Below are 18,792 nucleotides of genomic sequence, written 5' to 3'. Positions count from 1 at the left end.
GCGAGCCGTTGTCTCCCTCCTCCCGCGCGGGGGAACCCCGAACCGGGGTTTCCCCGCGGGGGTGCCAGGGCTATCGGCGGCCGGAGACACGGTGTTCACTGGGGCCATGCGAGCCATCTGGAAAGGCGCGATCACCTTCGGTCTGGTCAACGTGCCGGTCAAGATCTACAGCGCGACCGAGGACCACGACATCCCGCTGCACCAGGTGCACGATGAGGACGGCGGGCGGATCCGGTACCAACGAAAGTGCGAGATCTGCGGCGAAGTCGTCACCTTCGACCACATCGACAAGGCTTACGACGACGGCGAGCGCACGGTCGTGCTGTCGAAAGACGAGTTGAAGGCGCTGCCGGAGGAACGCGACCGCGAGATCGACGTCGTGCAGTTCGTGCCGAGCGAGCAGGTCGACCCGATCATGTTCGACCGCGCCTACATCCTCGAGCCCGACTCCTCCTCCGCCAAGGCCTACGTTCTGCTGCGGCGGACGCTGGAGCAGACCGACCGGACCGCGATCGTCGAATTCGCGCTCCGGCAAAAGACGCGGCTCGCCGCGTTACGGGTGCGCGGCAAGCTGCTCATGGTGCAAACCCTGCTCTGGGCAGACGAGGTCCGCGAGGTCGAGTTCCCCTCCCTGGAGGGCACCACCCGTCTCGCCGCGCGCGAACTCGAGATGTCAGCGCGCCTCGTCGACTCCTATTCCGAGGACTTCGACGCGGCACAGTTCCACGACGCCTACCAGGAGGAGTTGCGCACCCTCATCGACGCCAAGATCGAGCAGGGCGACGCGCTCGACACGGCCGCGACGTTCGGCGAAGCGCCAGAGGAGGCGAGCGGCGGCGAGGTTCTCGATCTGATGGAGGCCCTCAAGCGTTCGGTCGAGCGCAGCCGCGGCGCGAAGAGCGGCGCGGCGGAAAGAGCCGCGAAGAAGGCGCCGGCGACGTCCGCGGCGGCGAAGGTGGATGGGTCGGACGCAGACGGGTCGGAGGCTGCGCCGAAGGCCGGTTCTGGGGAGCCTGCGAAGAAGAGGCCCGCGAAGAAGACCACCGCCGCCGAGAAGGCCGCCTCCTGACCAGCTGGGCTCAGATGGGCTCGTCCATGTCGTCGAGATCGACCGCGATCGCGATGAGCAACGCAAGGAGCGCCTGAGCGTAAGCGTTCTCGGCGGTGCCATCCTCGTACTCCTGCGCCGTGCCGCCGAACTCACTCGTGACGATGTACCGTATCGACGGACCGGCGACCCGGCGGAGCGAGCGAAACGTCCCACGGAGGAGTTCGCGCAGCTGGTCCTCCCGCGGCAGCCAGAGTGAGTCTTCGAGAGACACGGAGTCGAGCGCCCACTCGGTCGTGCCGTTGAAGCCGAGCACGGTCCCGGTCGGGTACTCGTGCGCCTCGATGGTCATCTCACTCACGGTGAAGATGTCGCCGTCGAACCCCTCGCGCTCGATCCGGAAGCGGTCGCCTGTGACAGGGGTCCAGCGCACGCCCGCGGTGCGCAGCGCTCGGGCCAGCTCGGAGGAGATCATCCGACGAGTGTGGCGGATCGACCCGGCTGACGGCCGCAAGGAGGGCCGTGGTGCGGACGGCACTCCGATGTCGGTGGTGGAGTGGACGTTCGGGAAATGTCCGGTCCACAGGCCGGGCACCCGCCGTGCAGAGGACCGACACCCCGTGCGTAGGCTGGCCGCATGACAAACGAGTGGGGAACACCGGACCCGGCGGCCCGGCGTGATCGGTCGGCCGAGGTCGCTTCGACCGCCGGCGCTGGCGGAGTCGACCGGGACCGTGTCGAGGACGCCGAGCGGGCGCTGGCCGTCCGCGAGGTCAAGCGGCGCCGCACCTTTCTGGGGTCGGTGGGCGGCTGGGCGAGTGTCTCCGCGATCACCACCACGGTCTGGGTCGCCACCGGTGCCGACGGCTACTTCTGGCCGATCTGGCCGATCGTCGGTATCGGGATCGGCGTAGTCAGCCAGGCCGCGTCGATCTGGGGTCCGACCCGCAAGGAAATCACGGAGGCGGACATCGCCGCCGAGATGCGCCGCCGAGAGCAGCGCGGCCGCTAATCAACTCGCGCCGTCGAGCCGTCCCACCGCGGTGACGCGGACGACAGCGGCGCCCTGCTCATCCGACTCCGCCAGGTCGACAACGGCGGAGATCCCCCAGTCGTGGTCCCCCGCCGGGTCGTCGAGGATCTGCCGAACCCGCCACTGCGTCGGCTCCTCCGTGACGAGCAGCATCGCCGGGCCGCGCGCATCGGGTCCGGTGCCGATGCGGTCGTGCTCGTCGTAATAATCGTCAAGCACCGCTCCCCACGCGTCGGCGTCGAAGGCCGCATCGAGTTCGCCTAGCGCCTCGTGGTCATCACGGGCCGCGAGCGTCACCCGGCGGAACATTTCGTTGCGCACCAGCACCCGGAAGGCGCGGTGATTTGCTGTCAGGCGGCGCGGAGCCGGCGGCACGATCGACTGGTCCGCCGCGTGCAGCGCCGGGTTGACCAGCTCCTCCCACTCGTCCACCAGCGAGGAGTCGACCTGGCGCACCAGCTCGCCCAGCCACTCGATCAGGTCGTGCAGTTCCTCGTTCTTGAGTTCGTCGGGGATGGTCTGCCGGGCGGCGCGGAACGCATCGGACAGGTAGCGCAGCACCAGTCCCTCCGAACGCGAGAGTTTGTAGAAGGCGGTGTACTCGCCGAACGACATGGCCCGCTCATACATGTCGCGCACGACCGACTTGGGCGAGAGTTCGAAGTCCTTCACCCACGGCTGCGCGGCCGTGTAAGTAGCGAAGGTCGCCTCGAGCAGCTCCTCGAGCGGCTTCGGGTGCGTGACCGACTCGAGCAGCTCCATCCGTTCCTCGTACTCGATCCCCTCCGCCTTCATCGCCGCGACCGCCTCGCCGCGAGCCTGGAACTGCTGGGCGCCAAGGATCGGGCGCGGGTCATCCAACGTCGCCTCCAGCACCGAGATCACGTCGAGCGCGAAGCTCGGCGACTCGGGATCGAGCACGTCGAACACGGCGAGCGCGAACGGCGAGAGCGGCTGGTTGAGCGCGAAGTTCGGCTGCAAGTCGACGGTCAGGCGGATACGCATCACGCCGTCCGCACCGACGCTCTGCTCGATGACGCCCGCCTCCCGCAGCGTGCGGTAGATGCCCAGCGCGCGGCGGGCGAGCTGCAGCTGGCGTTTCCACGGCTCGTGGTTGTCGAAGATCAGCGCGTACACATTCGCGTAGGCGTCGCCGCCCCGCGCGATCACGTTCAGCAGCATCGCCGAGGTGATGGTCATGTGCGAGGTCAGCGTCTCGGGCTCGGCATCGACGAGCTTGCGGAAACTCGGCTCGCCCCAGCTGACGAAGCCCTGCGGCGCGCGCTTGGCGACCCACTTCCTCCGCTTCTTCGGGTCGTCGCCCATCTTGTCGAGCGCCTTCCGGTTCTCGGACTCGTGCTCGGGCGCTTGCACCACCACCGTGCCCGCTGTGTCGTAGCCCGCGCGGCCGGCGCGGCCGGCGATTTGGTGGAACTCGCGGGCGGAGAGCTGCCGCATTCGGGTGCCGTCGTACTTGGTCAGTGCGGTCAGCAGCACCGTGCGGATGGGGACGTTGATGCCGACGCCGAGCGTGTCGGTCCCGCAGATCACCCGCAGCATCCCCTGCTGGGCAAGCTGTTCGACCAGTCGGCGGTACTTGGGCAGCATGCCCGCGTGGTGCACGCCGATGCCGAGCCGGAGCAGGCGCGAGAGGGTCTTGCCGAACGCAGTGGTGAAGCGGAAGCCGCCGATCACCTCGGCGATGCGGTCGCGGTGCTCGCGGGTGGCGATGTTCGCGCTGGTCAACGCCTGCGCGCGCTCGAGGGCTGCGGCCTGCGAGAAGTGCACGACGTAGACCGGCGACTGGTTCGTCGCGAGCAGCTCCTCGATGGAGTCGTGGATCGGCGCGATCTCGTAGAAGTAGTGCAGCGGCACCGGGCGCTCGACGCCGGTGACTCGGGCGGTCTCGCGTCCGGTGCGGCGGCTGAGGTCGGCGGCGAGCGCCGTCACATCGCCCAGGGTCGCGGACATCAGCACGAACTGCACGTGCGGGAGGGTGAGCAGCGGCACCTGCCAGGCCCAGCCGCGCGCCGGATCCGCGTAGAAGTGGAACTCATCCATCACGACCTGGTCGACCGGGGTGTCCGCGCCATGCCGAAGCGCGAGGTTGGCGAGGATCTCGGCCGTGCAGCAGATGATCGGGGCGTCGGCGTTCACCGAGGAGTCGCCCGTGACCATGCCCACGTTGGCGGCGCCGAAGACCTCGACCAGCGCGAAGAACTTCTCGGAGACGAGCGCCTTGATCGGCGCGGTGTAGAAGCTACGGCGTCCGGAGGCGAGGGCCGCGGCGTGCGCGCCGATTGCGACCAGCGACTTCCCAGTGCCGGTGGGGGTCGAGAGGATCAGATTCGAGCCGGACGCGATCTCGAGCATCGACTCGTCCTGCGCCGGGTAAAGCGGCAGCCCCCGCGACACGGCCCATTCCGTGAAGGCCACGTACACCGCGTCGTCGTCGACTCGCCCGTCCGCGTCGGGCGTCGGCATCCGGTCGAGCAGCGTCGAGGTCATCCGCCTATCTTCCCAGCCCGCAACCGGGCGCACCGCGATCCGCGCCGGACGCACCCGGCGCTTCTACTACGCTCGGAGCGAGCGCATAGTCATAGCCAAGATCGCGGAAGATGGTGTCCATTGGCAGATATCCGATGATGTCCCTGTAATCGTCTTCTCCCTGAGAGATGATGATGCCGTAGAGTCTGCCGCTGACATTCGCCACAGGTCCGCCCGAGTCCCCGGGTTGGAGGGCGATTCCGTTGGTGGTGCGGGCGGCGAGTTCACCCGGAGGCAGCCCGGCGGTCGCCGTATCGGCGACTTCGAATGCGCAGTTGACGAAGCTGACGGCGCCGCTGGTGCAGAAGTGTTCGCCGACGGCGGCAATTCCGGCACCAGGGACCGGAACGGCCTGTTGGGTCGAGCCGCGGTTGAGGACGATCCTGCCGACTGCTTTCGGGGTCGTGGGCGGGATAGTGCAGTGGTGCAGCTGGGATGCTCCGCTGCAGATCGGCCGCTGCACCCTGGACGGCGGGATCATCACTATCGCGAGGTCGTAGTGCGAGGAGACCCAGGTCACCGTGCCGACGACCTCACCACCGACCTTGATGGTGTTGCCCTGATCGGCGCAGTGCTCCGGGATCGCGAGATAGCGGGTCGCGCTTCCGATGGGCGAGGCTCGCGAGAACCAATTTCTGGATCGGAGCACGGCCCCCGCGGTGCAGAGCCGACCGCCCTGCACTTCGAGGGCGGTGCCCGCCACGATGGGAATCTGGTCGCGAAGGGACTGCGCGGTCGCCGCAGGGACCGCCGGAGTGAGGGTGATGAGGGTCGCGAGTCCGCAGATGCCGAGGAGAAGAGCGATTGTGCGGCGCGCGGAGGAGGTAAGTGTCATGTGGGTTCTTTTCGTGCTCGATGTGACAGGGGATCGGCACTGTCGCTAAGCCGGTGCGAGTTCGTAGCTGTAGCCGAGGTCTTGCAGGATGGTCGGCATCGCCAGATAGCCCATGATTCCCGTGTATTCATTGATTCCCCAGAGGAGGATGATCCCGTAGAGCCTGCCGTTCAGGCCTGCCACGGGGCCTCCCGAATCTCCGGCTGTGATGTTGTTGCCGGTCACGGTGCGTGCCGCCACTTCACCCGGAGCGAACCCGGTAACGGGAACGTCGATGGATTCGAACGCGCAGTTGACGAAGGTGACAGCGCCGCTCGTGCAGAAACGTTCTCCGGCGGCCGGGATTCCTATTCCGGAGATGGGAATGGCCCCCTGCGCCGAGTCGTTCAGGATGATCCTGCCGACCGCTCGCGGCGCGGCGTCGGTGATCGTGCAGTGGTGCAGTTGGGATGCCCCGCTGCACATCGGCCTCTGCACCGTCGATGGGGGAATCTTCGCTATCGCTAGGTCGTAGTTCGGCGAGACCCAGCTCACCGTGCCAACGACGGCGCCGTCCACGGTGATCTCGTCGCCCTGGTTAGCGCAGTGCTTTGCGAGGACCACATAGCGAGTCGCTCGACCGATCGGTGTCGCTCGTGCAATCCAGCTTCTGGACTTCAGGACGGCGCCCGCGGTGCACCGGGGTGCTCCCTGCATTCCGAGAGAGGTGCCCGCCACGATGGGGATCTGATCGCGAAGCGATTGGGCAGTGGCCGCAGGAGGACCCGAACAGAGTGTTGCCAGTATCGCGAAGCCGCAGATCCCGGCGCAGAGAGAGATGGTGCGGAGCACGGAAGAGGTGACTGTCATGCGGGTCCTTCTTGTGCGTGAGAAGAGAAGCCTGGGCGTGAGAGGGAAAGGAATCCGCGCTGTCGTCACGCTGGCGCGAGGTCGTAGCTGTAGCCGAGGTCCTGAAGGATGGTCGGCATCGGCAGATAGCCCATGATGCCCGTGTATGTGCGGAGTCCCCAGCGGAGGATGATGCCGTACAGTCGGCCAGTGATACTTGCCACGGGGCCTCCCGAGTCTCCCGAGGTGATGTTGTTGCCGTTATATGTGAGGGCGGCCGCGTCACCGGGAGCGAACCCGATGGCAGGGACATTGATGGACCCGAAGGCGCAGTTGACGAAGGTCACGGATCCGCTGGTGCAAAAGCGTTCGCCGGTGGTCGGGATTCCGAAGCCACGGACAGGAACAGCCTCCTGGCTCAGTCCGTTATTGAGGATGATTCTGCCGACTGCTCTCGGAGTGGCATCGGGAACGGTGCAGTGATGCAGTTGGGATGCTCCGCTGCACACCGGTCGCTGCACGACGGACGGGGGAATCTTTACGAGCTCGAGGTCGTAATTCGGCGAGACCCAACTCACGGTGCCGACGACGGTGCCATCGACGGTGAGTTCATCGCCCAGGTTGGCGCAGTGCTTTGCGAGGACGACATAGCGAGTCGCTCGTCGGATCGGCGTGCTTCTCGAGATCCAGCTTCTGGATCGGAGCACGGGGCCCGCGGTGCACCGATGAGCACCTTGCAGCCCAAGGGCGGTACCGGCGACGACCGGGATCTGGTCGCGGAGGGACTGCGCAGTGGCCGCAGGAGGACCCGGGTAGAGTATCGCGAGAAGGGCGAAGCCGCAGATCCCGGCACAGAGAGTGACGGGACGACGGACTGTAGCGGTGATGATCGCGCACACCTTTCAGTGCTCAGTGGTGCCAGACAGGCCGACTACGCTGGGGCGAGTTCGTAGACATACCCGAGGTCTTGCATGACGACAAACATCGGCACATAGCCGATGGTGTCCCTGTAGTTGTCCCTCCCCCGCTTGGAAATAATTCCGTAAAGCCTGCCGTTGACGCCCGCCACGGGTCCTCCTGAATCTCCGGGCTGGAGGGTCACGCCGTTCATCGTGCGGGCGAAATCCTGACCCGATTGAGATTGGCCGGGCGGAGTGTCGGTGATCTCGAATACGCAGTTGATATAGCTTATGGAGCCGCTAGTGCAGAAGCGTTCGCCGACGTCAGGGACCCCGAAGCCGACGATCGGAACAGCGTTCTCAGGCGGGTTGCTGTTGAGGATGATCCTGCCGACTGCTCGCGGAGTGGCGGGCGGAATGGTGCAGTGGTGCAGTTGGGATGCTCCGCTGCACACTGGCCGCTGCGCGACGGACGGGGGTATCGTCGCTAACTCGATATCGTAAGTCGGCGACCGCCAACTCACCCGCCCGACGACCTGGCCGTCGACGGAAATGGGATCGGCGTAGTCGGCGCAGTGCTTGGCGAGGACCACATAGCGGGTCGCTCGTCCGATGGGTGTTGCGAGCGAAACCCAGCTTCTCGATCTAAGCACGACGCCCGCGGTGCACCGGTGAGAGCCGTACACCCTGAGGGCTGTGCCCGCCACGATGGGAATCTGGTCGCGAATGGATTGGGCATTCGCCGCGGGGGCCGCAGGACAGAACGACATCAGTAGTGCGGTGCCGCAGAAGCCGGCGAGGAGTGCGCGTCGCAGTGAACGGGAGATGATCATGGAGGCCTTTCTGCTCATCGCTCGTCCGTTATCAGTCCTCGCAGCTCTCGGTGACAGAAAAAGGGTGAACCCGGCAGGTCCCGCTCTTCCGCAGGGATGAGTTCGGTGTACATTACGGACGGTACACAGCGAGTATCGAACCCGTCAGTGAAGAAGATATGCCCATTGCATGAGTATTGGCACAGCGGAGAGATCGCGACGTGGTGCAGTCCGATTTCCGAACGGCCACCGAACTCTTTTGTCGGCTAAGACGACATTACGGCCGTTGAAGGTACGGGCGGCTGCTGCACCGGGACCCCCCGCCTCTACGAGGAACGTCGACAGATCCGAACGTCGACAGATCCAAAGCCGCAGTTCACTAAGCTCACCGCGCCGCTGGTGCAGAAGCGTTCACCGACGGCCGGGACTCCGGTACCGGGGATCGCGACGTCACGTTGCGTCGATCCGTCATGGAGGACGACCCTGCCGACGGCTCTCGGAGTGGCAGCCGGAATGGTGCAGTGGTGCAATTGCGACGCTCCGGAGCAGAGGGGTCGCTGCACCGTTGACGGCGGGATCGTCGCTAGTGCGAGGTCATAATTCAATGCCGCTCTGCCTCGCGTGAGCAAGGCAATGCGCATGGGGCTCTTTGTGGTCGGGAGCGACGGCGTCGCGTCGCTGGAGCAACTCGTCGTCGGGTCCGCACGATTCTCCCGCGAGAATGAGTCGCCGTAACACGGTAGCAATGAGGCCGCCTGCTGGAAGCACGAATGTCGATTCAGTGACCGGGTCGCTATTCTCGTAGCAGCGCCAGCATCTGCCATCAGCGTCGCCGCTAGGCCGGCGCGAGACCGTAGATATAGCCGAGTTCCTGAAGGATGAGCGGGAGTGGCAGATACGCCAGGGTGCCCCTGTACTCGTTGATTGCTCCCGAGATGATGATGCCGTAGAGCCTGCCACCATAGCTCACGACGGGACCGCCAGAGTCGCCGGGAACGGGCATGAGGCCATCGTAGGTGCCGGCCGCTACCGCGCCAACTGGCCACCACATCGGCGGAATGGGAACGGAGGCAAATCCGCAGAGGACAAAACTCACGGCGCCGCTGGTGCAAAAGAACTCGCCGGCGGCCGGGACGCCAAAACCGAGAACTGGAACGGCGGCCGGAAGCGGCCCGCGGTGCAGGACTATCCTGCCGACTGCGCGGGGAGTGGCGGCGGGAATGGTGCAATGGTGCAGTTGGGATGCTCCGCTACAGACCGGTCGTTGTATCTGGGACGCCGGGATCGTCGCTATCGCGAGGTCGTAGGTGGACGATGCCCAGGTCACCGAGCCGACAACCTGACCGCCGACCGTAATGGCACTTCCGATGCCCCCGCAGTGCCTGGCCAGGACGACATAGCGGGTCGCGCGTCCGACCGGAGTTGCTCTCGACATCCAGGTCCTGGCCTCGAGCACAGCTCCCGCGGTGCACCACCGAGACCCGGGCAGTTGGAGCGCGGTTCCGGCGACAATGGGAATTTGGTCGCGAAGGGATTGGGCAGTCGCCGAGGGGACAGTCGGAGACAAGGTTGCCAGTACAGCGAGGCCGCAGATACCGGCGAGAATCGTCACGATGCGGCGCCGTGACCGGATGAGTAGCATGACTGCCCTTCGACTCGTTCCCCTTAGCCGGAACGGTGCTCGATGAACCGCATTCAGACGAGAGGGAACCGACTCGGCCCGGTTCTTCGCAGGCGCTCGCCCCGGCTTCTGTCACGGAGAGTGACGAGAAAAGGTGAAGTCTGCGCTCCGAGGAAAACGTGGTCGTCGCGTGAGTATCGGCTCAGAGGGTGGCTCGCAGCTCGAGATTCACCCCGCGCGGCTCCTTGCACTGCCTCTTTCGGGGGGCGCTCCCCGCCCCGTCGTCGTCAGGCCAGCGCCCGCTCGACCGGCACCCCGTGCTCAGGCCGACTCAGCACCTCGACAGCGGCGTCGATCCGCCAGCGCTCGCCGATCACGGCACCGCTCACGTCGAGCCCCTCCATCCGCAGGTTCTCGCCGAAGCGACCGGCGGGCAGGGGGCGGCCGAGGCGCTCCTCCCACCACCGCGCATCCTGGGCGGAGTAGGCGTAGAGCGCCTTATCGAGGCCGCCGTGATGCGCGCGGTCGGCCTGCACGTCGGCGTAGAGGCCCAGGTCGCGCACGATAACCGCGCCCTCGACCGGCCGTTGACGGGGCATGCGCACATGCTGCCAGGTCGACCGGCCGGAGGGCGTGATACGGGCGCGGGACGGCACGGCGGAGCGGCGCTAGCTGCGGCTCCGGCGCTCCTTCAGCCGGGTGAGCGCGCGACGGCCCAGGAGGAACACGGCCAGCACCACCGCGGTCACGATCACGAAGCTCCACTGCACGCCCTGCCCGGAGGCGAGGCGCAGCAGCATCCCACCCACCACGGTCACCGCCCACACCACGAGGCCGGTGGGGAGGATCCGGTCCGGCGCACGCCAGGACCGCGAGACCGCCCAGCCAACCAGCAGCGCTATGAGGAAGGGCCAGAGCGTCGTGGCCAGACCCAGCAGCTCCGACCCCTCCTCGTGGCTGCGCCGCCCGATCACCACGAACACCAGCACGAGAGCGGTGTCCACGCCGAGTCCGAGCCACGCACGGCTCGTCATGCCGGCTCCGTCACGAAGTCGATCAGCTGCTCCACCCGGCCGAGCAGCGCCGGCTCCAGGTCCTGAAACGTGCGCACTTGCCCGAGGATGCGCTGCCATGCGCGAGCGATATCCGCCTGCTCCTCGTGCGGCCAGCCAAGCGCCGCGCAGATCCCGTGCTTCCACTCGATGCCGCGCGGGATCTCGGGCCAGCGCGGAAGGCCGAGCCGAGCGGGCTTCACGGCCTGCCACACGTCGATGTAGGGGTGGCCCACGATGAGGACGTGAGCGCCGTGCGGGCCGGCCGCGACCTTCTCGGCGATACGCGACTCCTTCGACCCGCGCACGAGGTGATCGACGAGCACGCCGATGCGCCGCCCCCGGTCGGGCCGGAACTCACGCACAAGCTCGTCGAGGTTGTCGACGCCCTCGATGTACTCGACGACGACCCCCTCGATCCGCAGGTCGTGACCCCAGACTTTCTCGACCAGCTCGGCGTCATGGCGGCCCTCGACGTAGATGCGGCTGGGCAGCGCGACCCGCGCCTTCGCTTCTGCGACGTGGAAGGAGCCGGAGGCGGAGCGGGCGCGGCCGAGGTTGGCATCGCGCTTGAGCCCGGGCGCCTTGAGCGACACGGGCTTCCCGTCCACAAGGAAGCCGGGGCCGAGCGGGAACACCCGGACCTTGCCGAACCGGTCCTCCAGGCGGACCATCCGCAGCTCCACGCCCAGTACGGCGCCGACGAAGCCGGACGCGACCTCCTCGACCACCAGGTCGCGCTCCGCCTCGACGACCGCCACCTCGACCCTGCCCCGCGCCCGCCAGTCCCCCGCGAGCACGTCCTGCCCGTACCTGTCCTCGTCCATCGCACCGAGGGTAGCCGGAGGCACGCCGCCCTGTGCGCGGACACGGTACATGCACCTCTGCTTACATGAGCAGATGACCGAGGACCTCGAACCCGCTGCAGAGCTCTTCAAGGTTCTGTCCTCCTCGTCCCGGCTGCGCCTGCTGCGAGCCCTCGCGGAGGAGACCTCGACCGTCGGCCGGCTGGCCGAGGTGACCGGGCTCTCACAGCCTCTGGTCTCGCAGCACCTACGGATGCTCCGCACCGCCGGGCTGGTCGCAGTGGAGCGCGTGGGACGCGAGGCGCACTACTCCGTCGCGGACACGCACGTCACGCACATCGTCAACGATGCGGTGCGGCACGCGCTGGAGGCGTGAGCATGCCTGCTCGTCGGGACCGATGATCGGCGCCGCCGGTTTACTCCGGGAGGTCGCGCGAAATAACGAGCCGCGCTACAGTCAATAACGGCTTTATTCGCGGCTAGGCTATCGAACCCCGAATGAAGCCGAACAGGAGCGGTGAGACTCGAACGTCGCAGATAGATAACTATTCAAGCGATCCAGAGAACGTTGGAGAGTTCGCCGTAGTGGGATCAGGGGCAACGACGGTTGTCATGGGCATAAATAGCCGTCACGCCTAAAACTCCTGTTCCAAATCTCCCACGTCGATTTTGAAGTGGGATCTCAGTCAAAGTACAACCGGTCGCGGCGGTTCGCGCTTCACCTATCGCACATCCCGCAACCGAAACACTACCCCTCCCACAACCACTGCCATAATGCCCCAAGCAACCGCGAGCCAAACTCCGTTCGACGGGTCAAGCCACAGGCCAGAATCTGTGTCAATCAACGCTAGCTGACATCCGAATGGCGTAACTCGGGCGAGGTCCTGGTTAATGGAGGCGATCGGAATCGCTGCGGCCAACGAGAGAGGGACAATAAAGAGTGCTGCAAAGTGATTGCCGATTGCGGCGCCGAGGCCGAAGCCCCACGCTGCCGAGACAACTCCCAACACGGCAGCAGCCCACACGAGCCCAAGGTCTACCTCCCAGCGCCGCGCTGCCAACCAGAAAGTTGCCTGACCTGCCGCGCAGCCTGCAGCCCCGATTGCGGCGCCACCGATAAGGGCGAAAGACCCTCTACAGAGGTAGAGGGTGATCCTTCGCGAGTACATCAGTTGTCGCGACACGACTCCGCTGCTGAGTTCGGATGTGAGTCGGAAGGATCCGTAGACGGCGGAAAGAAGCACTCCATTCGACACTACTGTTGTTCGGAGGCCAGCGAACAGCGCCTCCGTAACCTCTCTTGGAGCTTGAGACAGACCATCCGGAATAACAAACACGACGCTTATCCCCAGCAAGGTAGCGAAGACTACAGAGCCTCGAACTGCGCGATCGACAATGGTCCGAACAAGTTCGGTCCGCAACTGTCGCACGATCATACTTGCCTCCTCGACGCGAGGGTCAGCCCTACCGCAGTCGCACCCGCAGCCCAACTAACAGACACTGCGAGAGCCGCGAGAGCGGGTAGCACGTCAAGTCCAATCACATTGGCAACGCCCGCGGCGGCACCGGACGGAAGGAATCTTTCCACACCCGGAGCGTTAACCAGCAGGGGCAATTCTGCAGCCAGTGGAACCGCCATGACCAGTGCACATGCGACATAGTAGTTGCGGACGGCCCACCCTACGCCGTGTCCAATCACCGCGCCGATTGCGCTTACCGCAAGGGAACCAACAAATATCTTAACGACCACAAACGAGAACGTAAAAGTTAATCCCTGACTGTTCATGATCCACACAGAAACGGCTATCCATGCCGTTCCAAACACGGCAGTCAGGGCGATAGAGGTTAGCACGGACGCAATCACCTTAGCCCAAAAGAGTTTCTTAAGGGTGAGAAGCACTCTTGATCGATCGAGTGACTCATAGAAATATTCTCTGGTGATACTGTAGCTGCCGACAAACATCGACACAACGAACATCGAGGCCATAACACTGAAAACTCGCGCTGAAGCGTCGGGTGAAGGCAGCGACACAAGTAGGTTCGAGCCGACGAGGGAGTTCAGCAGTAAAGCAGGAACCATGACTGCGAAGGCGAGGACAGCGAGAAACGCGAGCCCGCTGATTGATCGCAAACATTCAGAACGAATTGCGCTTACCATCTGAATCAAGACCCCGCTATCGAAGAGTCAACAAGGTCAAAGTATCTATCCTCCAAAGACGCATCCTTTTTACCTAGAAGATTTGCGAGTGCACCGGAGTAAAGGAGACGTTTGTTCATAACGACCACCTCGTCAACGATCTGCTCAAGTTCTCTAAGTTGGTGACTCGACACGAGCACCGTCCCACCTCGCTCTGCATAACTTCGTATAAATTTGCGGAGCCAACGAATACCTTCGGGATCCAGACCGTTGGCGGGCTCATCAAGAATCAGGATCTTCGGCTCCGCGAGGAGAGCAACGGCCAGGCCGAGGCGTTGCACCATGCCCGTCGAATACTGCTTCACGCGCTTACGCGCATGTTCCCGAAGGCCTACCTCCTCGAGTACCGCACCGACCCGAGCTTTCGACACCCCCGCCGCAAGTCGACAAATCTCAAGATGCCGTCGCGCGCTGATCCCCGTCTCAAAGCCAAACCCATCCATATGCACGCCAACGACCGACGCTGGCTCGGACAGCCTTGCGAATTCTTCACCAAAAATGCGAGCGGCACCGGAAGTTGGATGAGAAAGACCGACAAGACCGCGCATAGCCGTGCTCTTTCCAGCGCCATTCGGTCCAAGAAGACCGACGACACTTCCTCGGTTGACTTGAAAGGACAAGCCATCTACGACAACAGACGAGCCGTATTGTTTCGTGTATTCATCAAACTCGATTGCAAAATCCATACGTATTTTTTCTCCTAATGCTATCCTCCGACCATAAGTCCATGGTCGTCATATTTTTAAGTTGACCGGCAAGTCAAAATAAATTCGCTATCTCCTCCACGGGGCTTCTTACATATTGATTCAATAACACTTGCATTAGAGCTTCTGATTCTCCGGACCAGATAATCGCCGTACCACTTTTCCCAGTCGAGACCGTAGAGGCATCCGATAGGACGACTCGGTAGCCGCTCGTTGTAAAGCCGTGGAGCGAAATAGGCACAAGACTCTCAACCGGGATGTCAGCCTTTTCCGGAGTTTCACCGGATACTCTCGCTGTCCCGACTTCTGACTGGGAAAAAATGCCCTGAGATATTAGCGATACCTTTTCACCTTGAGTCAACGATATCAAATCTGAATCGGACTGAGCCAGCATTGCGATTCCACGCTCGTCCGAAACCCACGCTGCGCGATGTTCGATGGGTACTTGAATCATGACGAGAGCGCTGCCTAATGCTGCGACCGCAACGAAAGTACCGCCAAACAGTCGCCAAATGCTGTATTGCTTGAATTGGACGAGTCGAATCACAACGCGCACAATTAGATACGCCAAGAAGGTCTCAACGCCCAGCAGCACAAATGCTCCCGCGGCCCCAGCTCCAGCAAGGCCCGACTGCAGGCGAGAAATCGAAACGAGTACGAGGTATACAGGGAAGGCAATCGATCCAAGACCGAACGCCGCCAGTCCCCACGCCGGCGAAGCCGTGTCGCGTTGTCTTCTTTCGGCAAAAAGCACGCGCTTAAGTTCAGCAATCGCCGCGGCGCGTAGATTCGGGTAGTCCAAAAGCGCTATCAGGATAAGATAACCATCGAAACGAACAAACGGCACGAGATTAAACGCGAAGATCCAGAAAGCAGCGAACGAAAACATGTGAAGCGCGTCGCGAGCGGCACCGCCTGGCAAGATCACGGCAATCACTGCCGCAGCGCTCGCTGCTACTAGGTGGAAGGCGGGGCCGGCGAAGGCAACTGCGGCCCTGTGCCACCGCCGCGGGAGACGCCAACCATCAGTCACATCAACGAAGAAAGCTGGAGCGAGATAGAAGAGCATGAAGCCCGCGCGACGGGGAACCCCGCCCAACTTCTGAAGTGTCAACCCATGTGCAAGTTCGTGGAAGAACGTCGCGATCGAGAGCGCTACGAGGACGGCGACCAGAGTAATTGGCTTCAATGGAACCGAGCCAATTGAGACGTAGCTGCGCCATTCAAAAATGGCGCTTCCGAAGGCTGCGACGACGATCAGGGCGACGCCGACGAGGAAAGAACGTGAGTGAAGCGCTTTCGTAACACGCGCGGCGTAAGCAAAGAAAGCTGCGGCGTTACGGGTCGCGATCTGCAACGTCATCGGCGGAATATAGGAGACGACTCGACTACGCGCAACCACTGGGTCCACACTTCCGACAATGAGGCCAGTGCGTTGCAGTTTCTCGATCAACGTCTCAATTTCGCCCAGCGTGAACGCACCTGCGTTCGATGCCGTCAGTTGCTCTAGAGTGGAACTCCCATCGAGTTGCCCGAGAATCATTGCAGTGCCACTCGATATTCGTGCTACGGGGACGTCATGCGACAGGACGAGCCACGTGCCCGGCGACGTCCTCCTCTGATCCACAATACGCACCCCGGCACGGAGCTGCGGACGCTGGAAATTGAGGTCAGAAGTGCGATGTGGGAGTGCCTCGTGCCGGGCCCTCGTGTGCATACCACGAACTCGGTCAAACAAGCGGATGCGGGACATCGAAGACCTCACCTTCGGCGAGAGGGCTTGCATAGCCGGTTCGGCGCTCAGCCGAGAGGAGACGCGATGGAAGCCAACTGAACGAGAGGGTCTCGTCAAGCCTCAGCGGCTGGAGCCCAGGGCAGAGCACTTTCACCGCGTGCCACCCGATCTCTCGTACTCGAGCCGGTAGACGCGCAGACAAATCGAGAACAATCGGCTCAAATCCGCAGCGGATCGTCGACTCAAGAGGGGTCGGGGTTGGTCGACTTGCGGGTCCACCAATCGAACTCGGATTAACAAACGACTGTGTCCATCTATCGAGAACAGCGTAAGCGTCGGTCCCGGACCAGTACCGCGCCCTATCCATTTCTGTCCTCGGCAACCCGCTGGTAGTTCGTTGACCTCCTTCAACCGCTCGCCGAATTACCCGGCCAAGATGAAGGGCTTGAAGCGATTCTTGGATTGCACCCTCCACCGCATTAGCAACTGACGTCGAAGCTTTTGAACCGACGGCGCCAAGTTGGGCCGATCGATCAAGACAGATCGCAATAATTGCCTTTACTCCATCAACATCGCAGCCGAGGTTGCCTACCACTAGCTCAAGTCCCATACGGCGCGCGAGGTCAACGAGTTTGATTGGGTTGGCTCCTCCAACGCTGCCGACAGTGTGTGCATCGATTCGTTCGATCCTGAGTTGCCTCGCCCACGCGACCATGAATGCGTCCCGTTCAAGAAGCTCAAGAACGCCTGAAACTACTGCCTGGTCGAGTGTCTCTCCCGCCGCCGCACCGGAGGGAGTGGGCTCAAAATTGCCCTGCGCGGCACGAGCCAATCCAGTGTTCGCCTGATCGTACTCCACCAGCTCGATTGGAATGGTAATTGGTTCCGATGTCGAGATGTTTTTGCCGACAAGAATCTTCCGCCCAAGGTCGTGGTTTGCCAGCCCGAACTGTGCCCATTCCACTCTACGGCCACGTTCGAAGGTCGGGCCCGACCAAGGGCTGGGACGTAGAGCCCAGCGCTCGACAGCCTCACCGGTCGCGCGGAGGATCGCGCGGCGACGGGACACATCTGTTGCACCCACCAGAGGCAGACTCTCCGAATCATCGACAGGCTCGCTTTCGCGGGTAGGAGCGAGACTGACCATCATCTGCCACAGGGGGAAATCGTCTCGCGGGGCAAGTAATGAATACCGTTCGGCGAGCCCAGCACTTGGCCCAAGCGTCGTCATCGCGGCGATCAAGAGCATTCCAAAAGGACTAGTCCGCGGCTGCCGGCGCCGTTCGCTTTCACGATCGTAGAAGAGCGAACGTCGAAACCGGCGCGCTGAAGTTCGGATGCCAGCTGTGCGCTCGAGAGCAGGTTGACGATGCTCGTGAATACCTTCGCCTGGTCAATAGAGCCACGGGTTGGCGGCACAAGAAAGTTGACAAGCCTCCGCCCAGCACTACGATCAACCTCTTGCGAGAAGTAATACGGCATGGGCACTCCCCTAGCGGTATGCAAGGTTCCTTCGAAAGCACTCGCCATCTCGGCACCTTCCGTGTCGGTGGTCGATAGCAGGAAGCGTCCGCCTGGTTCCATATGGGCGCGGACACGAGCAAACAGCTTTGCACGGTCTAATCTGTCGAGAAGAGTGACCGAAGTCGCACCGAGCACAATTACGGCGAATGAGCCGGGGAGCGTGAAGGTGGTCATGTCTTGCTTCGAGAGTATGAGCCCACGCTCGGACTGAGATCGTGCTCGGCGCCTTAAGATCTCCAGCATCTCGGGCGATGAGTCGAGGGCCGTCACTGTGCGCTGCATAGCCAGAAGCGGAAGTGTCAGACGTCCAGAGCCCGCCGCAAGGTCGAGAACGTCGCCGTGGTATCTACGAACGAACCTGATAATCTCGCGCACCTCGGACCGATCGCCACGAGTTGTCGAGTCGTAGAATCGTGATCCAGCCGGCCCGTATAGTTCTTCAACATCGGCAGCTACCGCCCACGCTGACAGTAGGTTTTCCGACGCAACAGTCAACAATTGTTTCAGCTTCCTTTTAACCGTGGTGCGTTATTTTGCCGGTGCGGACGGTCGCTGAGGCAGACCGTCCGCACCGTTGGTTAGATCGTAATCAGACGATCACGTCGCCGCGATAGCGGCGAGACCGCCCACGGCCGTGATGACATACCCGGCGGTTTGCCACCACTCAAGTGGCGCGTCCATGACCTCAAGCTCATCGAATCTAAGCATCTCGGTTTTGTTCATTGGTCTACCTCCTTACTATGGTATAGATGAGTCGATGAACTCGACTCAGGTGGCACTGAGCGCGATGAGGCCGAGGCCGACTCCGACACTAAATCCGTGGAACCAGTCGAATCCGTCGTCCGGCGCATCCATCGACTCGAGAGCCTCAAATCCAAGATTTTCCATTTGAATTGTCAAATTTCACCTCCTTTTCGATATTAGTTTTCGTGGTAGCAAAACGGCTTAGGTCGCGATAATTGCGACAGTCCCGATGACACCGATGCCTCCGAGCAAGCCCTGCCACCAACTATCGTCGGATGGAGCGTCCATCACCTCGAGCTCGACGAACGAGTCCTTCAAAATTTCCGAAGCAGTAACTGATTTCATAATTCACCTCCTTTATATCGTCTAAAGCTCAGCGCCAACGAATGTCGGCACAAATCAGAAGT

The 18,792-nt window shown here is 63.0% G+C and carries 21 protein-coding genes; 3 read left to right on the top strand and 18 right to left on the bottom strand.

Annotated elements, in window-relative coordinates:
- The first annotated feature begins 106 nt into the window (after nt 1–106).
- On the top strand, nt 107–1,069 hold the full coding sequence (gene ku / locus B0H03_RS02315; protein ID WP_104263691.1) for a non-homologous end joining protein Ku: 963 nt from the start codon (nt 107–109) through the stop codon (nt 1,067–1,069).
- A gap of 10 nt (nt 1,070–1,079) precedes the next feature.
- On the opposite strand, the gene B0H03_RS02310 is transcribed toward ku, so the two are convergent.
- Nucleotides 1,080–1,523 (bottom strand): pilus assembly protein CpaE, encoded by a 444-nt coding sequence (locus B0H03_RS02310; RefSeq protein ID WP_104263690.1) that lies wholly within the window; start codon nt 1,521–1,523, stop codon nt 1,080–1,082.
- Between the two features lie 162 nt (nt 1,524–1,685).
- On the opposite strand from B0H03_RS02310, the gene B0H03_RS02305 reads away from it, so the two are divergent.
- The gene (locus B0H03_RS02305) at nt 1,686–2,060 is read left to right on the top strand and encodes a 2TM domain-containing protein (RefSeq protein ID WP_104263689.1); all 375 of its coding nucleotides are present in this window, start codon (nt 1,686–1,688) and stop codon (nt 2,058–2,060) included.
- Here B0H03_RS02305 and B0H03_RS02300 read toward each other — a convergent pair whose 3' ends face one another.
- The 9 genes from B0H03_RS02300 to B0H03_RS02265 all read right to left on the bottom strand — a co-directional run bounded on the left by B0H03_RS02300 (nt 2,061) and on the right by B0H03_RS02265 (nt 11,553).
- On the bottom strand, nt 2,061–4,589 hold the full coding sequence (locus B0H03_RS02300) for a DEAD/DEAH box helicase (RefSeq protein ID WP_104263688.1): 2,529 nt from the start codon (nt 4,587–4,589) through the stop codon (nt 2,061–2,063).
- A gap of 4 nt (nt 4,590–4,593) precedes the next feature.
- Nucleotides 4,594–5,463 (bottom strand): chymotrypsin family serine protease, encoded by an 870-nt coding sequence (locus tag B0H03_RS02295; protein WP_104354065.1) that lies wholly within the window; start codon nt 5,461–5,463, stop codon nt 4,594–4,596.
- A 45-nt stretch (nt 5,464–5,508) separates the two neighbouring features.
- Nucleotides 5,509–6,312, bottom strand: a complete 804-nt coding sequence (locus tag B0H03_RS02290) for a trypsin-like serine protease (protein WP_104263686.1) — start codon at nt 6,310–6,312, stop codon at nt 5,509–5,511.
- Between the two features lie 65 nt (nt 6,313–6,377).
- On the bottom strand, nt 6,378–6,998 hold the full coding sequence (locus tag B0H03_RS02285) for a chymotrypsin family serine protease (RefSeq protein ID WP_133248932.1): 621 nt from the start codon (nt 6,996–6,998) through the stop codon (nt 6,378–6,380).
- Between the two features lie 224 nt (nt 6,999–7,222).
- Complete coding sequence (locus B0H03_RS02280; RefSeq protein ID WP_127843840.1) at nt 7,223–8,023, bottom strand: chymotrypsin family serine protease; 801 nt, start codon at nt 8,021–8,023, stop codon at nt 7,223–7,225.
- 814 nt (nt 8,024–8,837) lie between these two features.
- Complete coding sequence (locus tag B0H03_RS16100; RefSeq protein ID WP_127843839.1) at nt 8,838–9,437, bottom strand: chymotrypsin family serine protease; 600 nt, start codon at nt 9,435–9,437, stop codon at nt 8,838–8,840.
- A gap of 473 nt (nt 9,438–9,910) precedes the next feature.
- Nucleotides 9,911–10,222, bottom strand: coding sequence for an MOSC domain-containing protein (locus B0H03_RS02275; protein ID WP_104263721.1), 312 nt, complete (start codon nt 10,220–10,222; stop codon nt 9,911–9,913).
- Nucleotides 10,223–10,291: 69 nt separating this feature from the next.
- Nucleotides 10,292–10,657, bottom strand: a complete 366-nt coding sequence (locus B0H03_RS02270; RefSeq protein ID WP_104263683.1) for a DUF3054 domain-containing protein — start codon at nt 10,655–10,657, stop codon at nt 10,292–10,294.
- A complete protein-coding gene (locus B0H03_RS02265; protein ID WP_419956883.1) occupies nt 10,654–11,553 on the bottom strand; it encodes a DUF3097 domain-containing protein in 900 nt (299 codons plus the stop codon). The genes B0H03_RS02270 and B0H03_RS02265 overlap by 4 nt, the downstream gene beginning before the upstream one ends.
- 22 nt (nt 11,554–11,575) lie before the next feature.
- Here B0H03_RS02265 and B0H03_RS02260 point away from each other — a divergent pair, with 22 nt between their 5' ends.
- A complete protein-coding gene (locus tag B0H03_RS02260; RefSeq protein WP_104263682.1) occupies nt 11,576–11,857 on the top strand; it encodes an ArsR/SmtB family transcription factor in 282 nt (93 codons plus the stop codon).
- A gap of 1,056 nt (nt 11,858–12,913) precedes the next feature.
- On the opposite strand, the gene B0H03_RS16095 is transcribed toward B0H03_RS02260, so the two are convergent.
- From B0H03_RS16095 to B0H03_RS16455, 8 genes are all read right to left on the bottom strand, one after another.
- Entirely contained in the window at nt 12,914–13,468 is a 555-nt protein-coding gene (locus B0H03_RS16095) for a hypothetical protein (protein ID WP_127843838.1), read from the bottom strand.
- Between the two features lie 176 nt (nt 13,469–13,644).
- Complete coding sequence (locus B0H03_RS02255) at nt 13,645–14,364, bottom strand: ABC transporter ATP-binding protein (protein WP_104263681.1); 720 nt, start codon at nt 14,362–14,364, stop codon at nt 13,645–13,647.
- A 73-nt stretch (nt 14,365–14,437) separates the two neighbouring features.
- A complete protein-coding gene (mpaP, locus tag B0H03_RS02250; protein WP_337189954.1) occupies nt 14,438–16,099 on the bottom strand; it encodes a daptide biosynthesis intramembrane metalloprotease in 1,662 nt (553 codons plus the stop codon).
- A gap of 13 nt (nt 16,100–16,112) precedes the next feature.
- Nucleotides 16,113–17,264, bottom strand: coding sequence for a YcaO-like family protein (locus tag B0H03_RS02245; RefSeq protein WP_237399313.1), 1,152 nt, complete (start codon nt 17,262–17,264; stop codon nt 16,113–16,115).
- Nucleotides 17,265–17,356: 92 nt separating this feature from the next.
- The gene (mpaM, locus tag B0H03_RS02240) at nt 17,357–18,136 is read right to left on the bottom strand and encodes a daptide-type RiPP biosynthesis methyltransferase (protein WP_237399312.1); all 780 of its coding nucleotides are present in this window, start codon (nt 18,134–18,136) and stop codon (nt 17,357–17,359) included.
- A gap of 102 nt (nt 18,137–18,238) precedes the next feature.
- Nucleotides 18,239–18,364 (bottom strand): MpaA3 family daptide-type RiPP, encoded by a 126-nt coding sequence (gene mpaA3, locus B0H03_RS17225; protein WP_258061849.1) that lies wholly within the window; start codon nt 18,362–18,364, stop codon nt 18,239–18,241.
- 45 nt (nt 18,365–18,409) lie between these two features.
- Complete coding sequence (gene mpaA2, locus B0H03_RS17320; RefSeq protein WP_337189952.1) at nt 18,410–18,529, bottom strand: MpaA2 family daptide-type RiPP; 120 nt, start codon at nt 18,527–18,529, stop codon at nt 18,410–18,412.
- A 57-nt stretch (nt 18,530–18,586) separates the two neighbouring features.
- Nucleotides 18,587–18,730 carry a daptide-type RiPP gene (locus B0H03_RS16455; protein ID WP_160487215.1) on the bottom strand — a complete coding sequence of 48 codons (144 nt, stop codon included), beginning with the start codon at nt 18,728–18,730 and terminating at the stop codon, nt 18,587–18,589.
- Between the last annotated feature and the right edge of the window lie 62 nt (nt 18,731–18,792).

Source organism: Rathayibacter iranicus NCPPB 2253 = VKM Ac-1602, from assembly GCF_003149025.1.
GTDB lineage: Bacteria > Actinomycetota > Actinomycetes > Actinomycetales > Microbacteriaceae > Rathayibacter > Rathayibacter iranicus.
This window is presented reverse-complemented; position numbering and strand designations above follow the sequence as displayed.

What these genes read in the sequence shown, in the direction of transcription:
- mpaA2 (WP_337189952.1), bottom strand. Translation starts at nt 18,529, where the DNA reads ATGGAAAATCTTGGATTTGAGGCTCTCGAGTCGATGGATGCGCCGGAC.
- B0H03_RS02300 (WP_104263688.1), bottom strand. Translation starts at nt 4,589, where the DNA reads ATGACCTCGACGCTGCTCGACCGGATGCCGACGCCCGACGCGGACGGG.
- B0H03_RS02310 (WP_104263690.1), bottom strand. Translation starts at nt 1,523, where the DNA reads ATGATCTCCTCCGAGCTGGCCCGAGCGCTGCGCACCGCGGGCGTGCGC.
- B0H03_RS02305 (WP_104263689.1), top strand. Translation starts at nt 1,686, where the DNA reads ATGACAAACGAGTGGGGAACACCGGACCCGGCGGCCCGGCGTGATCGG.
- B0H03_RS02245 (WP_237399313.1), bottom strand. Translation starts at nt 17,264, where the DNA reads ATGGTCAGTCTCGCTCCTACCCGCGAAAGCGAGCCTGTCGATGATTCG.
- B0H03_RS02295 (WP_104354065.1), bottom strand. Translation starts at nt 5,463, where the DNA reads ATGACACTTACCTCCTCCGCGCGCCGCACAATCGCTCTTCTCCTCGGC.
- B0H03_RS02290 (WP_104263686.1), bottom strand. Translation starts at nt 6,312, where the DNA reads ATGACAGTCACCTCTTCCGTGCTCCGCACCATCTCTCTCTGCGCCGGG.
- B0H03_RS02265 (WP_419956883.1), bottom strand. Translation starts at nt 11,553, where the DNA reads ATGTACCGTGTCCGCGCACAGGGCGGCGTGCCTCCGGCTACCCTCGGT.
- mpaA3 (WP_258061849.1), bottom strand. Translation starts at nt 18,364, where the DNA reads ATGAACAAAACCGAGATGCTTAGATTCGATGAGCTTGAGGTCATGGAC.
- mpaP (WP_337189954.1), bottom strand. Translation starts at nt 16,099, where the DNA reads ATGCACACGAGGGCCCGGCACGAGGCACTCCCACATCGCACTTCTGAC.
- B0H03_RS02255 (WP_104263681.1), bottom strand. Translation starts at nt 14,364, where the DNA reads ATGGATTTTGCAATCGAGTTTGATGAATACACGAAACAATACGGCTCG.
- B0H03_RS16455 (WP_160487215.1), bottom strand. Translation starts at nt 18,730, where the DNA reads ATGAAATCAGTTACTGCTTCGGAAATTTTGAAGGACTCGTTCGTCGAG.
- B0H03_RS02275 (WP_104263721.1), bottom strand. Translation starts at nt 10,222, where the DNA reads ATGCCCCGTCAACGGCCGGTCGAGGGCGCGGTTATCGTGCGCGACCTG.
- B0H03_RS02270 (WP_104263683.1), bottom strand. Translation starts at nt 10,657, where the DNA reads ATGACGAGCCGTGCGTGGCTCGGACTCGGCGTGGACACCGCTCTCGTG.
- ku (WP_104263691.1), top strand. Translation starts at nt 107, where the DNA reads ATGCGAGCCATCTGGAAAGGCGCGATCACCTTCGGTCTGGTCAACGTG.
- B0H03_RS16095 (WP_127843838.1), bottom strand. Translation starts at nt 13,468, where the DNA reads ATGGCCTCGATGTTCGTTGTGTCGATGTTTGTCGGCAGCTACAGTATC.
- B0H03_RS16100 (WP_127843839.1), bottom strand. Translation starts at nt 9,437, where the DNA reads ATGTCGAGAGCAACTCCGGTCGGACGCGCGACCCGCTATGTCGTCCTG.
- B0H03_RS02280 (WP_127843840.1), bottom strand. Translation starts at nt 8,023, where the DNA reads ATGATCATCTCCCGTTCACTGCGACGCGCACTCCTCGCCGGCTTCTGC.
- B0H03_RS02260 (WP_104263682.1), top strand. Translation starts at nt 11,576, where the DNA reads ATGACCGAGGACCTCGAACCCGCTGCAGAGCTCTTCAAGGTTCTGTCC.